This window comes from Amycolatopsis jiangsuensis, assembly GCF_014204865.1.
Classification (GTDB): domain Bacteria; phylum Actinomycetota; class Actinomycetes; order Mycobacteriales; family Pseudonocardiaceae; genus Amycolatopsis; species Amycolatopsis jiangsuensis.
In genome coordinates, this window is the sequence record NZ_JACHMG010000001.1 from 5,144,050 (window position 1) to 5,156,893 (window position 12,844).

The 12,844-nt window shown below is 68.0% G+C and carries 18 protein-coding genes, 1 tRNA gene and 1 pseudogene; 13 read left to right on the top strand and 7 right to left on the bottom strand.

The features are described 5' to 3' along the window. Positions 1-20 precede the first annotated feature (20 nt). Positions 21-659, top strand: a complete 639-nt coding sequence (locus BJY18_RS23190; protein ID WP_184781958.1) for a pyridoxine/pyridoxamine 5'-phosphate oxidase — start codon at positions 21-23, stop codon at positions 657-659. 6 nt (positions 660-665) lie between these two features. On the opposite strand, the gene BJY18_RS23195 is transcribed toward BJY18_RS23190, so the two are convergent. The 3 genes and pseudogenes from BJY18_RS23195 to BJY18_RS23200 all read right to left on the bottom strand — a co-directional run bounded on the left by BJY18_RS23195 (position 666) and on the right by BJY18_RS23200 (position 2,618). Next, positions 666-1,553, bottom strand: a complete 888-nt coding sequence (locus BJY18_RS23195) for a hypothetical protein (RefSeq protein ID WP_184781959.1) — start codon at positions 1,551-1,553, stop codon at positions 666-668. A gap of 148 nt (positions 1,554-1,701) precedes the next feature. Beyond that, positions 1,702-2,019, bottom strand: a pseudogene (locus BJY18_RS38090) (SCP2 sterol-binding domain-containing protein); the annotation flags it as partial. After that, on the bottom strand, positions 2,016-2,618 hold the full coding sequence (locus BJY18_RS23200) for a carboxymuconolactone decarboxylase family protein (protein ID WP_184781960.1): 603 nt from the start codon (positions 2,616-2,618) through the stop codon (positions 2,016-2,018). The gene BJY18_RS23200 and the pseudogene BJY18_RS38090, both read right to left, overlap by 4 nt. A gap of 73 nt (positions 2,619-2,691) precedes the next feature. On the opposite strand from BJY18_RS23200, the gene BJY18_RS23205 reads away from it, so the two are divergent. Continuing rightward, on the top strand, positions 2,692-3,396 hold the full coding sequence (locus BJY18_RS23205) for a TetR family transcriptional regulator (protein ID WP_184781961.1): 705 nt from the start codon (positions 2,692-2,694) through the stop codon (positions 3,394-3,396). 100 nt (positions 3,397-3,496) lie between these two features. Here BJY18_RS23205 and BJY18_RS23210 read toward each other — a convergent pair. From BJY18_RS23210 to BJY18_RS23225, 4 genes are all read right to left on the bottom strand, one after another. After that, positions 3,497-3,569, bottom strand: a tRNA-Ala gene (locus BJY18_RS23210). 25 nt (positions 3,570-3,594) lie between these two features. Then, on the bottom strand, positions 3,595-3,768 hold the full coding sequence (locus BJY18_RS23215) for a DLW-39 family protein (protein ID WP_184781962.1): 174 nt from the start codon (positions 3,766-3,768) through the stop codon (positions 3,595-3,597). Between the two features lie 899 nt (positions 3,769-4,667). Beyond that, entirely contained in the window at positions 4,668-5,618 is a 951-nt protein-coding gene (locus BJY18_RS23220) for an NAD(P)-dependent oxidoreductase (RefSeq protein ID WP_312873932.1), read from the bottom strand. Further along, the gene (locus BJY18_RS23225) at positions 5,618-6,472 is read right to left on the bottom strand and encodes a P-loop nucleotide/nucleoside kinase family protein (RefSeq protein WP_184781963.1); all 855 of its coding nucleotides are present in this window, start codon (positions 6,470-6,472) and stop codon (positions 5,618-5,620) included. The genes BJY18_RS23220 and BJY18_RS23225 overlap by 1 nt, the downstream gene beginning before the upstream one ends. A 207-nt stretch (positions 6,473-6,679) precedes the next feature. Here BJY18_RS23225 and BJY18_RS23230 point away from each other — a divergent pair, with 207 nt between their 5' ends. The 11 genes from BJY18_RS23230 (at position 6,680) to BJY18_RS23280 (ending at position 12,843) form a co-directional block, all read left to right on the top strand. After that, positions 6,680-6,865: a hypothetical protein gene (locus BJY18_RS23230; RefSeq protein ID WP_184781964.1), complete on the top strand. Its 186-nt coding sequence runs from the start codon at positions 6,680-6,682 to the stop codon at positions 6,863-6,865. Positions 6,866-6,905: 40 nt separating this feature from the next. Continuing rightward, a complete protein-coding gene (locus BJY18_RS23235) occupies positions 6,906-7,199 on the top strand; it encodes a hypothetical protein (RefSeq protein ID WP_246458951.1) in 294 nt (97 codons plus the stop codon). A gap of 110 nt (positions 7,200-7,309) precedes the next feature. After that, positions 7,310-7,774, top strand: coding sequence for a hypothetical protein (locus tag BJY18_RS23240; RefSeq protein WP_184781965.1), 465 nt, complete (start codon positions 7,310-7,312; stop codon positions 7,772-7,774). Next, positions 7,771-8,199 carry an RRQRL motif-containing zinc-binding protein gene (locus BJY18_RS23245; RefSeq protein WP_184781966.1) on the top strand — a complete coding sequence of 143 codons (429 nt, stop codon included), beginning with the start codon at positions 7,771-7,773 and terminating at the stop codon, positions 8,197-8,199. The genes BJY18_RS23240 and BJY18_RS23245 overlap by 4 nt, the downstream gene beginning before the upstream one ends. Positions 8,200-8,290: 91 nt before the next feature. Next, positions 8,291-8,470, top strand: a complete 180-nt coding sequence (locus BJY18_RS23250; protein ID WP_184781967.1) for a hypothetical protein — start codon at positions 8,291-8,293, stop codon at positions 8,468-8,470. 3 nt (positions 8,471-8,473) lie between these two features. Then, complete coding sequence (locus BJY18_RS23255) at positions 8,474-8,716, top strand: hypothetical protein (RefSeq protein ID WP_184781968.1); 243 nt, start codon at positions 8,474-8,476, stop codon at positions 8,714-8,716. Next, on the top strand, positions 8,709-8,966 hold the full coding sequence (locus BJY18_RS23260; protein WP_184781969.1) for a hypothetical protein: 258 nt from the start codon (positions 8,709-8,711) through the stop codon (positions 8,964-8,966). The genes BJY18_RS23255 and BJY18_RS23260 overlap by 8 nt, the downstream gene beginning before the upstream one ends. Positions 8,967-8,982: 16 nt before the next feature. Next, entirely contained in the window at positions 8,983-9,273 is a 291-nt protein-coding gene (locus BJY18_RS23265) for a hypothetical protein (RefSeq protein ID WP_184781970.1), read from the top strand. Then, on the top strand, positions 9,273-10,172 hold the full coding sequence (locus tag BJY18_RS23270; protein WP_184781971.1) for a hypothetical protein: 900 nt from the start codon (positions 9,273-9,275) through the stop codon (positions 10,170-10,172). The genes BJY18_RS23265 and BJY18_RS23270 overlap by 1 nt, the downstream gene beginning before the upstream one ends. After that, positions 10,172-12,442, top strand: coding sequence for a hypothetical protein (locus BJY18_RS23275; protein WP_246458952.1), 2,271 nt, complete (start codon positions 10,172-10,174; stop codon positions 12,440-12,442). Before BJY18_RS23270 ends, BJY18_RS23275 begins: the two co-directional genes overlap by 1 nt. A 233-nt stretch (positions 12,443-12,675) precedes the next feature. Further along, on the top strand, positions 12,676-12,843 hold the full coding sequence (locus BJY18_RS23280; protein WP_184781972.1) for a hypothetical protein: 168 nt from the start codon (positions 12,676-12,678) through the stop codon (positions 12,841-12,843). Position 12,844: the final 1 nt, after the last annotated feature.

Consider the following 12,844-nt stretch of genomic DNA (forward strand, 5'->3'; position numbering starts at 1 on the left):
GGGCGGCCTATCGTCGGGGAATGGTTTCCCTGCGTGGCTGGCCTTCGTTCCCCGAGCGGCTTCCGGACTTCGACCCGGCCGCGGCCCCGGAACGACCCGATGACTTGTTCCTCACCTGGCTCACCGAAGCCGGTGAGCACGTACTGGCACCACACGCGGTCACGCTGTCCACAGTGGATCAGGACGGTGCGCCGGACGCCCGCGTGGTGATCCTCAAGGACGTCGGGCCGGACGGATGGGCCGTCGCGACCAGCTCGGAAAGCCCGAAAGGCCGGCAGCTGAGCGCGAACCCCCGTGCCGCGCTCACGTTCTTCTGGCCGGGCCGCGGTCGCCAGGTGCGGGCGCGCGGCCTGGTGACGCCCGCTTCGGCCGATGCGTCCGCCGACGACTTCCTGGCGCGGCCGCCGGCCTCACGCGTCGAGGCGTACCTCGGCCGGCAGTCGGAAGTGCTCGCCGATCACGGACAGCTCACCGAAGCTGCCGCCGAGGCCGAGCGCTGGGTGGCGGAAAACCCCGGCACCGCACCGGAAACCTGGACCAGGTACCTCGTCCGTCCCGCGACAGTCGAGTTCTGGCAGGCCGCGCACGACCGCCGGCACCTGCGCCTGCGTTACCGGCTCGACGGGGATTCCTGGGTCCGCGAGCGCCTCTGGCCGTGAGTCCGATCAGGACAGCCGGGAGTTGGCCCGCAGCACGGAGATCGCGCCGACCGTCGCGTAACCACGCCATTCCAGCGCGGCGGCCGGGGAAAAGCTGGCGAAGTCGACCTGCCAGCCACCGTCGGCTTGCTGCCCGGTGGCCAGCCGCGTCAGGTCCGCTTCGACTGCCTCCGGGCGGAACAGGCTTCGCGCCGGTCCGGGAACCGGCGCGAAGTCCAGTGGCCGCAACACTTCCCCTGCCGAGCCTCCGGCGACCGGCACGATGCCGTCGTCGGGGATGAACCTTCCCAACCGGGCAAGCAGTTCGCCGGCTTCGGGGTAGCGGCCGCTCGCGGCATCGAGGAATCGGATCGCGAAGGACAACTCGATCGCGTGCGGTTGCTCGGTGATCTCCCTGATCGCCGACAGGCACACTTCGGTGGCCTGGACGGTCCACGGATGCTGCGCCGCCGCCGGGTCTCCCTCGGCCACCCGCAACGCGGTACCCGCGACGAACGCCGTGCTCTGCAAGGAAAACCGCGTCGGGTCGGCCGAGGTCCAGAACGGTGCGCTGGCCGTCGGATCGGCGACTGGGAAGGCGAACGGCAACCCGCCACCGGGCAGGGACACCGACGTCAGCCAGTCACACAGCTCCGCTGCGCGCGGGGTGGTCACCGGCGCGACCTCGGCGAACACCTCCAACGCGTGCAACGCTCCGCCCGGCTGGCTTTCCGGCGCACGCAGATCCGCTTCCAGACCCCAGCCGTAACCGCCGTCGGGATTGCGGTAACTCTCGACGGCGGCCAGTACGTCCGCCGCCCGCGCGGTCCCTTGCATCAGCGCGAACCGCCGTCGATCGAGCACCCGAGCGTGCCCGGCGAGAAACGACGCGGCAGCGGAGAAGTTCACAGTCACCGCTCCACCGTGACACGTTCGGCGCGAACTGTCTTGAACAGATCGGTCGCGTCCTACCGACCTCCGGCCGGCCCAGCTGCGCGTTTTTCGCGCCGCGGACAGGGCGTCTCATGGCTTGGGCGCCCCCCCCCCGGGCCAGGAGCTTGTCGAGCTTGATCGCCAGGTCGAGCTTGCCCTTGACCTTCACCTTGCCGGTCATGAAGAGGCGGCGAGCGCTGGCCTGCCCACCGACGATGGACAGGAAGTGCTCCTCGTCGGTGCTGACCCTCGTGTGGGAAGCGTCGGTCGCGCCGGCCCTCACCGTGATCGCACCGTTGTCGATCGTGACCGTCCAGGTTCCGGCACCGACGATCTCGAAGCACACGACGCCGGTGGTGCCGCCGATCCGCTCGGCGCCGCTTTCCGGTGCCATGGCGGCGAAGAAGTCCGCCGCGGTGGCGAACCCGCCCTGCTCGCGGTCGCTCATGCCCCGGCCTCCACGTGCCGGCCGATCTCCCAGCCACCCTTTTCCACGAGGTGCCGCTCGGCGTATTCGCGCGGCGCTTGCTCCAGGGTCGTCGCCATCGTGTCGTTCCACCGGTTCATGTGGCCGAAGAACGCGATGACGGCGACGATCTCGATGCACTGCTCCTCACTGAAGTGCCTGCGCATCTCGGCGAAGTCCTCGTCGCTCACCTGGTTCGGGTTCATTCCGCCGTGCCAGGCCACGCGCAGGGCGGACCGCTCCGCTTCCGAGAACAGCGGAGAGGTCTCGAACTCGTAAGCCGCTTCGATCTTCGCGTCGTCCACCTCGAAGACCTTGGCGTGGTTGGCCGTGTGCGCCTGGCAGTAGCGGCACCCCTGGGCGGCCGACGCCAGCATCGCGATCAACTGCTTGAAGCCGCCGTCGACCTCATCGGGACGCAGCACGACGAACGACCATTCCATGAATGCCTCGTACAGCTCGGGCTTCTTGGCCATCGTCAGCAGCGAGTTGGGCAAGACGCCCATGAACTCGGTCGTGGCTTCGAACTTTTCCTCGTACTGCGGCAGCGATTCTCGCGGCAGCGGGTCGATCCGTCCCATGGGAACCCCTCCTTCGACTGTCTCGCATATAGTGCACTGCAGATGCAGACTATGCAAGAGGATAATCGGAGCCATGACCCGTCCCGCACCCACGACCGCCGCCCAGCGCCGCGAAGCGGTGGCCAGGGCGTTCGGCGAGCATGGCGAAGGCGCGGCGCGGGTGGCGCGCGAACTCGGCGTGGCGCCCTCGACCGTCTACCGGTGGGCACAGAAGGGCGACGACCAGCGCGACAGCTCCGAACGGCTGATTGCCGCGTGCCAGGAGCTCGCGCATTCGTCGAGCTACGACGAGCTGACCATCGAACACGTGGCGAGGACAGCGGGCGTCGCGGTGCGTACGGCGTTCAACTGCTTCCCCACCAAGAAAAGCCTCTTCGGCGCAGCCGTGCAGGACGCCGGCGTACGGATGGTCACGGCGATGGCGCGAGAGGTCTCGCTGCCGGCAGACCCGCTCGCCGGACTGCGGGATCTGCTGGTCTCCGGACTGCGGGCGGCCCAGGATCAGCCGTCGGCGTACCTGCTGTTCGCCGACCTCGGTGTGCCGCCCGCCGATGACCAGACGTCCCCGTGGCACGAAGCGATGGTGGCGCCGTGCGAACGCCTCATCACGGCAGCCATCGCCGACGGGCAGCTGCCGCCCTACGAGGAACCGGCAGTCCAGGCCCGGATGCTCGTCGCCGCGGCCCGGTCACTGAACGCCATGGTCGTCACAGGAACGCCTCCGGAAACGGTCGAGCCGCTGATGGCGCGGCTACCGCTGCTCCTGCCCCCTGCTTAGCAGCCGACCCGCGAGGCACGCGGCTTCTTTCGCCGAGGTCGGGCGCCGGCACGAAGAAACCCTGCCCCGCTGTGACGCGCGACAGGGTTCGAACTTTCGGTGGACCTGAGGGGAATCGAACCCCTGACCCCCGCCTTGCAAAGGCGGTGCTCTACCAATTGAGCTACAGGCCCGGTGCGGACGAGGTCCGCGGGTGGGTCAGTTGCGCGAGGCGTCCGCGGCCTTGGCCGGGGTGCTGCCGTTCGACGAGATCGGGCCGGTGGGAGCGGTGGCCTCACGCCACAGGTCGGCCTCGGCCTTGGCGGCTTTGTTGCGCTTGACGACGAACAGCACGCCGCCCGCGACGACCGCGAGTGCCAGCAGCTTCTTCACCTGGAGCCCCCTTCTGCGACTTTCCCTGTGCTACTCCGACAATGCTACTGCACCCACCGAGCGGCCGGTCCGGCGGTTCGTTCCACGTGGAACGAAGCGGAATACCGGCGGCCACGCAGTGGTTGACACCACCGGGCCGGAGCGAGGGCGGCCCACGCAGAGTTCAGCCCTGCCGGTCATTCTCTTCCCGGCAGGGCTGACGTGTCGCCGGCCCATGGTCACGTCACCGGCACGTCGATAACAGGCACAGCCCGGACGATACAGCCCGGACAACACAAAGCCCGGTTCACAGAGACTGTGAACCGGGCTTGGGTGTGGGCCCACCAGGACTTGAACCTGGGACCTCTTCGTTATCAGGGCAATTCGGCCCTGCGCTGACCTTCGGAAGTACCGTTTGACCTGCACGTCTAGGTTCCCTGAACGTCCGTGCACGTCCGCCTGGTTCCGCCGTGATTGTCACTCACTTCGTCACCCACCCGCCAGGGGAAACCGGCTGGAACAGAGGGGGGTCAGTTCCCCTCTGTTCCAGCCGTCTTCCCGTCTCCGCGGTACACCAGTGACATAGAGAGAGTGTGGGACGAACGCACCACCGAGCACTGTCACTCCCCTGTCACACCTAAAACAGCAGGTCAGAACCCACAAAGTGACAGAGTGACAGGTGTGACAGGCGCGACGTGCTCCCGAGTGTCGCACCGACCCCGAAGAACCGGCGCTGAGCGCCCCTGAGCCGCTCCCCCGGGTCCAGTTACACCAGGACACCCGAGATAACCCGCCAGGAAGCGCCTCAGAGCGCACGCTATGGCCCATTCCTGCAGCCTGAGAAGGCCGCGCGGCGGCCGTGCATGCTGACCGCGCGTCGGCCCGAACCGGCCGCGCTCCGGGCACTCGGAGGACACACGCTAGTTCGCCGCCGGGCGGTCCGTAACGAGGTTCGCCGGCTTCGTTCCCTGCAGGAAAGCGGAGATCTGCTCGGCCGCTACCTGGTAACACAGCGCGTTGGTTCCGGGGACCGTACGTGCGGAATGCGGGCTGACAATCGCGCCAGTACATGACCAGAGCGGATGGTCCGCGGGCAGCGGCTCAGGATCGGTGACGTCAAGGGCTGCGCGCAAGCGCCCGGACTGCAGCTCTGTTACCAGCGCGCTGGTATCCACAATCTGCCCACGCCCAGCGTTCACCAGCAAAGCGCCGTCATCCATCTTCGCAAGGAATTCGGAGTCAACAAGCCTGAGCGTTTCGCTGGTCAACGGTGCAGTGACCACAACTATCGCGTGACCTGAAATCAGGTGAGGTAGCTCATCCGGTCCATGTACACCTTTCCGCGGCTTGCTCGCTACCAGCGTGGACCTTGTCTCGAAAGCAGCAAGGCGCCGGGAAACGGCACCGCCGATTGCGCCCGCTCCCACAATCAAGGCGTTCTTGCCCGCGAGGGTATCCGCATCGAACTTCCGGTGCGCCCAGGTATGCGAATCCTGGAATCGAACAAGCGCCGGCCACCGCCGAAATTGGGCCAGGATAGCCGACATAACCCACTCCGAGACCGGCCCAGCGTGCGCGCCACGCGCCGTCGCCAAGGAGATCGATGCTGGGACGTCGCCTGCCCACTCGTCCGCCCCGGCAGACAAGAGCTGCACCATCTTCAAGTGAGGTAGCTGCGATAGCAGTCGGATCGGCCGGTGGCTGCTTCGATATGGCGGAAGAAGTGCATCGGCAGAACGCTGCTCGTCGGAGAGCGCCTCCACGGTGGGGTCGTAGCCAACTACCTCGACACCCGCGATTCGCGCAAGCAGCTCATGCCCAACGGTATCGTCGGACTCGGTACTGACGAGCACCTTGAATTTCTCTGTCACTACTTCCCCACTTCTTCCGTCACTTGAGCGACAAGCCGACGCGCTTGGTCCACCAAGAGCTCTCCCGCCACCGAATTGTCTATGACGACATGAGGAACGGGCGGCCGGAATTCGAGGTTTACACCCTCCATGTAACCGCCCCAGTTCGCAAGCTTGGCGCCATCCCGCGGCGCGTCACGATGCTTTACGTACGTGTGCATGGTGTCTTCATCGCAGTAGACCCACACGATCGTCAGGTTCGCTCCCAGCTTCCGACAAGCCGCAATTTGCCTGTTCAACCACTCTTCGCTTGAAAATTCCCGAAGAAACGGCGCCGTTACGATCACGCTATTCCCGACCTGAACGTTCTCCGTCATCGCCTCAAGCAAAGAGGTGTATTCGGCGGGGCGAATCTTGGTCAGGTATGTCTCGGACTCCCGGTCGTTACGCGAAAGGCCCATCACCTCAAGAGCCGCCTCCACCACGAAGCGCGTCAACGAATCCTTGTCGAGCATGGCCCAGCCCGTCTCGCGAGTCAGCACCCGCCCGAGCTCCGTCTTCCCGCTCCCGGCGTAGCCGCCGATCATGAGCACCTGGGGCACCGATGTGGTCACCTCGCGACGCACCTCCTGGTTCGGCGCGTTCACGGTTCGAGCAGACCGCGTCTTGCTCACGACCAGCCCCTTCTTTGCGAGCAGGCCCATGGCCTCGTTAATCGTGAAGACGCTGACGTCCCACTCCTGAGCAAGCTCGCGCGACGAAGCGAGCCGCTGCCCGTGCCGTAGCCGGCCAGCGTGGATGTCGTTCTCGACGTTCCGGGCGATCTGCTGCGCAAGCGGCTCCGACCGGGTCAATGAGCTGCGCGGGCGAGACATGCGGACTCCTAGCTGGGCGGACGGCACGCCCGTTGGATCAACTGGTTGGTGACCATACCAGAACCTATCAGGACCGCTCAGTGTTCCCGCAGCTCAGAGACTCATTTCACTTGAATTTAGACCTAACAGTTGACCTGGTATCCATTCAACTGTTAGCTTCTTGGTGGTCCGGATCACCCCGGACGAACCCGAACCAAGGAGGAGCCCATGAGCAAGCAGGCGATCACGAAGAAGGCGCTTCGGGGCCTCGGCGGCTCTGGCTTCAAGGCGAAGCTGCTGGTACTCGCCCTGGTGGCGTTCGTCCTGTGGCAGGTCGTCACCTCGCCGCTCGAGTCCGCCCACTTCGTCGGCCACGTGTGGGACAGCGTCGTCACCTTCTTCAAGTCGTTCTGACACTCCCCTGACCTGCAACTTCTTCCGAAAGGGCTTCCTGATGAGCACCAACTACCACCGCACTGGCTTCGACCGTTTTCCGCTGTTCGCCGGCGAGATCGAGGGGGAGGGCTACTACCCGGACGGGCTAACTGAGGCGGCGATCGATGCGCTGTTGCAGGACGTGTACGGCGAGCTGGATGCCGAGGAGCACGCGGCGGAGGCCGCGTTCCTGTGCGACCTGAACGACCAGCGCCGCGCGCACCGCACCCGCCGCCGCGCCGGCCGCACGGTGTTGCGGTCGCTGCCGGTCCGGGTGCAGGTCACGGACCTGGTCGAGGACGAGGCCGCGTGATGGCGGCCCGCCTGGTCTTTCACCCCGACGCGGCGGCTCATCCCGCCAAGAACGCGCTCGCCGCGTCGGGTTCCCACGTTCAGCCGCAAGACCGTACGAAGGAGACTCCGATGGTAGAGCCCGTATCGGGTGCCGGACAGCCGGCGAGTGGCCCGGTGGCGGTCCTGTTCGCCGGTGCCGCCGCGACCGCGGTCGCGGAGCTGGCCGACACTTACGCCCCGGCGCTGCAGGAGATGGCCGATCTGGTCGAGACCGAGGCGGCCCGCCGGCCGCTGCGACACATCGTGGACATGCTGGCCGACCCGGCCACCGCGCGGTGCCTGAACGTCCTGTCCGCGGCGGTGCACCTGACCATCCTGCCGCGTTCACTGCCCGGGTATCCGTTGTACCGCAAGGTGTTCGCCGCGTTCGCGCAGCGGGTGGAGAGTCTGGCCTTCCTCGACTACCACGCCTCGGTGGACAGCGGCCAGGTCAGTGCCGCGCTGGGGATTCTCGCCGCTCGGACGCCGGCCGCGTACGCCGCGGCGGTCGAGGCCTTGTCGGCGGACCCGACGGTGGCGGTGATGGCCCGATGAACCCCCGCAACCGTAAGCAGCAGGTGACCCGGGTGTTCGACGGCCGCACGCACCACATCGCCTTGTGCCGCGGTTTTCGCGACCAGCTCCCGGTGTTCGGGTGGGGTGAGGCGCCCTCGACGCTGCTGACCACGGCCCAGCTTCGGGACGCCGGGTTGCGGCGCAACGGACAGGACCCGGTGGCGCTGTTGGTGTTTCGCCACCAACGCCCTTACGCCCGGGAGACCGTGGCGGAGCTGTTCTCGGTCGAGCTGGCCGCGCCGAAGCGGGCCGCGGCGCCGGGGCAGATGGACCACGCGATGGAAGCCCGCCGCACCTGCGTGGACTGCGCCCGGGTGCAGGACTACTGCGTCCCGACCTCGACGCGGCAGTGCTGGGACTGCTTCGACGACGAGCAGGGCGGCCAGGTGGAGGCCGCGGCATGAACCCGACACCGGAAGACCCGTGGGACCTGCACGAGCACATCACCCGCGAAAACGACCGCATCGCCCGCGAACGCGCCAAGGAGAGCAACCGATGAGTTTCTACTGCGACGAGTGCGAAGACGAGCACGACAGCTGGGACGACTGCCCCCACACGTTGCGAGAGTGCCCGAACTGCAAGGAATTCGCCGTGGAAATCCTGCTCGGCCGCGGCGACATCGGCGAGCAGGACGAGGCCTCATGCGACGCGTGCGGCTGGAACGGGTGGTGGTGAGCCGTGTCCACGTTCGAGGTCCTGTCCCGGTTCGGCACGTTGGCCCTGATTCGGCACGCGGTGACGGTGCTGCTGTTCCTGCTGCTGCACCTGGTCCGCATCCCGGTGGTGTTGGTGGCGCGGGTGATCGAGGGCGTCATGGGCGAACTCGACCGCTACGCCACCGCCCAGGCCAGCCGCGAACCGCGCGGCCCGATCAACCAGTTTTTCCCGCACGAGAGCACGAAGGAGGCCCGGCATGCGTAGGCGACACAACGACCGGATGTGGATGACCTGGCAAGAGGCCTACTGCGAAGCCGTCGCCCACGATGCGGAAGCCGCGTTGCGCGGGTGTGCGCTGCAGGTCGCCGTGCTGATCGTGCTCGTGCTGTTCGTCCCGACCGTGTGGGTCACGCTCCCGGCCGCCGCCGCGGGGGTGTGGGTCGTGGCCCGCGCAATCCGCTGGTCCCGGCTGCTGCGCAAGGCCCGTACCGGCCGGATCTACCCGCCCCGCTGAGAAGGAGGTGACCGTCATGACCACTCGACACGCACACACCCGCACCGACGCCGCGATTCAGTGGATCGTGTGGCACGCCGCGGAACTCGCGGCCGTCGCCGCCCCGCTCGTGCTGGCCGCCCTGGTATCAGGCTGGTTCGCCCTCGGCACCGTCGTGGCCGTCGTGGCGTGGGCCGGGCACGAGATCGCCGTCCGCCGCCGCCACCGCGGCCCGGAGAACGGTGCGCCGCACCAGATCACCACCACCGACACCACCTCGTTGCCGGCGCTGCCCGCCGGTAGCCGCGAACTCAAGGAGGGCGCGTGATGAACCCCCCGACCGACGCGCGGCACGTGCCGCTCACGGACGCGGACAAACTCGCACAGGACGCCGCCGCGGCGGCGCAGGTGCGGCGCCTGGCCAACCACCCGGACGTGGTCGCGTTGCGGGTGGAGAAGGTCCGCGCGCAGGTCGACGCCGTGATCTGGCTGGGGATCTTCCTGGGTCTGGCGTTCACGATGGTCAACGTTCAGCAGTTCGCCGCCGCCGGTGCGCCGGTGTGGTCGCTGGGCTGGTTCGCGGGATGGCTGCTGGACCCGATGGTGTCCCTCGTCCTCGTGGCGGTGCTGCGGGCGGAGCAGATCACCGCCCGGTACCAGGTATCGACCGGGGTATGGGCGCACCGGACGAAGTGGTTCGCGTTCCTGGCCACCTACGTCATGAACACTTGGGAGTCCTGGACCCGCCTGGACGTGGCCGGGGTGGCGCTGCACTCGGTCCCGCCGGTACTGGTGTTCCTCGCCGCGGAGACCGCTCCGGTGCTGCGCGACAAGCTCACCGAAGCCGTCCTCGTCGCCGCCGACCACACCCACACCGGCACGGCGGCCGGGGTCCGGCCCGCGCCGGCCGGGCCGTCGACCCTGGCCGCTGCGGAACTCGCCGCCGTCGCCGCACCCGTCGCGGCGAAGCCGGTCCGGGTGCGCAAGCCCGCCCGCAAGCCCAGCAAGGCCAAGCCTGCGGGCCGGAAGCTGCTGGCCGACTACGTCGCCGACGCCCGCGCCGCCTGGGCCCCCGGAACCGAGATCACCCCGGCCTGGGTCCGCAGCGTCACCGACTGCGCCCGCGGCACCTCCTCCAGCGTCGCCGCCGCCCTGGCCGCCGAACTGCCCGACACCGAACCGGCCACGGCCGACCCGGAGCCCGCCGACCTGAGGGAGGCCGCCTGATGTCCACCACCGCCGACCGCGAACGCCAGGGAGACCAGCCCGTGAACACCCCCGACGAACCGTCCGTGAACACCCCGGCCGACGCATCCGCGAACCCGGCCGTGAACACCGCCGCCGGTGAACTCGCGACCGTTCACCGCCTGCCCGCCCGCGAAGACACCGGCACCGTACTGGAAGCCGACGAGGTGCTCTCGGCAGAGGAGTACGAACGTCGTCGGTCCCAGAAGGAACAGGCCCTCGCCCGCTGGGCCGGGTACCGCAACGACGCCGTCGTGGTCGCCCGCACCGCCCGCAACGTCGTCAAGCACGACCGCACCAAGGCCGCGTTCCGGCACGTGGTGGCCTACCCGACCGCCGGGGCGAAGCTGGTTGTCCGGCGGTGGCGGGATGCGCACGGCGCGAACCGGTACGAGCGGCAGATGCGCGCCGCGGAAGCCGCCGGTGATCAGGACGCGTTGCGGTACTGGCAGGAAGCCGACGTCGCGGAGAAGCAGCGGCGCCACGACCGGGTCCAGGACTGGGTGTCCGCACCCGGGAAGGTGATCAAAACCGTTGTTGTCGGGCTGCTCGGGCTGACCGGGCTGCTGCTGGCCCTCGGGTTCATCCTCGCGGTCAAGAACGGCGACGCCGGCCAGATCCTCGCCCCGATCGGCGCGGTGCTCGACGCGATCGCGTTCACGGTGTGGTTCCTGACCACCTACGGGGTGTTTCTCCTGCTCGGGGGCACCGTGCTCGGTCTGGGTTACCTGTATCAGACCGGCCGCACCCACGGTGACATGCCGACCTGGCTCACCCCGCCGGCCGAGGGCAGCACGATGGACGAGCTGCCGGACGAGAACACGATCCTGAACGCGTTGAAGAACCTGAACATCCCCGGGTTCAACCGCGCGGTCAAGGAAGGGTGGCGGATCAAGTTCGTGACCCTGCCGCACGTGGACGGCAAGGGCTGGCGTGCGCAGGTCGCGCTGCCCCCGGCCTGCCCGGTCGAGGAGATTGTGAAGCGCAAGACCACCTTGGCGCACAACCTGGTCCGCTATCCGCGGGAGGTGTGGCCGACCGAACCGCAACCGTCCATGTTGGACCTGTGGGTGGCCAAGCCCGGTGCCCTGTCCGGACCGGTGGACCCGTGGCCGCTGCTGGAAGACCTCGACAACGCGCAGACCGACTACTTTGCCGGTGTCCCGGTCGGAGTGACGCTCAAGGGCGACGTGGTCAACGGCCGGCTGGCCGAAGCGAACTACGCCGAAGGCGGCATGATGGGCTCGGGCAAGTCCACCCTGGCGATCGATCTCGTGCTCGGCTCGATGCTCGACCCGCTGACCGTCATCGACGTCGTGGTCATGGCCGAAAACGCCGACTACGACCCGATGAAACCCCGGCTGAACTCGCTGACCACCGGCGCCGGCGACGACACCGTGGACAAGTGCCTGAACCTGCTCTGCGAGCTCTACGACGACCTGACCGTGCGCGGGCAAGCGTTGCAGCAGCACGGGGTCCGCTCGGTCAACCGTGAAGTGGCCGAAAAGGACAGTCGGCTCCGTCCGCGGGTCGTGGTGATCGACGAGTGTCAGAACCTGTTCATGGGCAAGAACGGCAAGACCGCCATCGAGGTCGCGTCCAAGCTGATGTCCACCGCGCGGAAGTACGCAATCACCCTGATTTTTCTGACGCCGGAACCGTCCAAGGACGCGCTGCCGCGCAAGATCACCTCGGTGGCCAGCAACAAGGCGTGCTTCGCGATCGGCGATCAGATGGCCAACGACGCCGTGCTCGGGACCGGCTCGTACAAGGCCGGCATCTCCGCGGTCGGGCTCACCCCCAAGACCGACGAAGGCCCCGGCGACGTCGGCACCTGCATGGCCCGCGGTTTCACCGCACAACCCGGCCTGCTGCGCTGCTTCTACGTCAACGAGAAGGACGCCGCCCGCGTCACCAAGCGCGCCATGGAACTGCAGGCACAGACCGTGCCGACCGCCGCGCCGACCGAGGTCCGCGCCGAACGGGTCGACCACGTCGCCGACATTGCGAAGGTCATCGGCACCGAAGCCCGGATGCGCACGCAGGAAGTCCTGCAGGGCCTCGCGAACCTCGACCCCGCCACCTACACCGGCTGGACGTTCAGCAACCTGCAGGCGGCGCTGCCCGACTCCGCCAAGCCCTACAAGACCCAGGGCGTGATGCAAGTCAGCGCCGCTCGCGTCCGCGAAGCCATCGCCGAGCGTGACGAATTCGGCGGCGACGAGTCCGACGAAACCGAGGGAACCGAGTAAGGGAGGCCGCGGAATCCGGGGAGTTCTCCCTCACCACCTCCCCGGACCCACCTCCCCCACCTGACCAGCACCGACCCTGACCAGGGAGGCCAGGGACCCACCCGGCCACCACCGGCGAGAACCCGCCGAAACCCACACCCGAACACCCCGCCCGCGACTCCCTCCCCGGGACACCGCGCCGGCCGACCCATGCCGAAAACAGGCACACACCGTCACCAGACGAAGGAGTACCAATGGCCAGCAAGCCCCTCGTTCACCGCGGCTCGTCCTCGTGGTGGTCCGGCACCTTCACCACCCTGTGCGGGCAGAAGTTCCCGCTCAAGGGCTCCAAGAACCCGTGGTTCACCAACCCGCGCTGCCCCGCCTGTGAAGCCATCCACCGCGCGAACGGAGGCAAGTGAT

Coding starts and splice junctions, on each gene's coding strand:
- BJY18_RS23280 (WP_184781972.1), top strand. CDS start 12,676: ATGGCCAGCAAGCCCCTCGTTCACCGCGGCTCGTCCTCGTGGTGGTCC.
- BJY18_RS23190 (WP_184781958.1), top strand. CDS start 21: ATGGTTTCCCTGCGTGGCTGGCCTTCGTTCCCCGAGCGGCTTCCGGAC.
- BJY18_RS23250 (WP_184781967.1), top strand. CDS start 8,291: ATGAGTTTCTACTGCGACGAGTGCGAAGACGAGCACGACAGCTGGGAC.
- BJY18_RS23265 (WP_184781970.1), top strand. CDS start 8,983: ATGACCACTCGACACGCACACACCCGCACCGACGCCGCGATTCAGTGG.
- BJY18_RS23200 (WP_184781960.1), bottom strand. CDS start 2,618: ATGGGACGGATCGACCCGCTGCCGCGAGAATCGCTGCCGCAGTACGAG.
- BJY18_RS23205 (WP_184781961.1), top strand. CDS start 2,692: ATGACCCGTCCCGCACCCACGACCGCCGCCCAGCGCCGCGAAGCGGTG.
- BJY18_RS23275 (WP_246458952.1), top strand. CDS start 10,172: ATGTCCACCACCGCCGACCGCGAACGCCAGGGAGACCAGCCCGTGAAC.
- BJY18_RS23240 (WP_184781965.1), top strand. CDS start 7,310: ATGGTAGAGCCCGTATCGGGTGCCGGACAGCCGGCGAGTGGCCCGGTG.
- BJY18_RS23225 (WP_184781963.1), bottom strand. CDS start 6,472: ATGTCTCGCCCGCGCAGCTCATTGACCCGGTCGGAGCCGCTTGCGCAG.
- BJY18_RS23260 (WP_184781969.1), top strand. CDS start 8,709: ATGCGTAGGCGACACAACGACCGGATGTGGATGACCTGGCAAGAGGCC.
- BJY18_RS23270 (WP_184781971.1), top strand. CDS start 9,273: ATGAACCCCCCGACCGACGCGCGGCACGTGCCGCTCACGGACGCGGAC.
- BJY18_RS23235 (WP_246458951.1), top strand. CDS start 6,906: ATGAGCACCAACTACCACCGCACTGGCTTCGACCGTTTTCCGCTGTTC.
- BJY18_RS23245 (WP_184781966.1), top strand. CDS start 7,771: ATGAACCCCCGCAACCGTAAGCAGCAGGTGACCCGGGTGTTCGACGGC.
- BJY18_RS23230 (WP_184781964.1), top strand. CDS start 6,680: ATGAGCAAGCAGGCGATCACGAAGAAGGCGCTTCGGGGCCTCGGCGGC.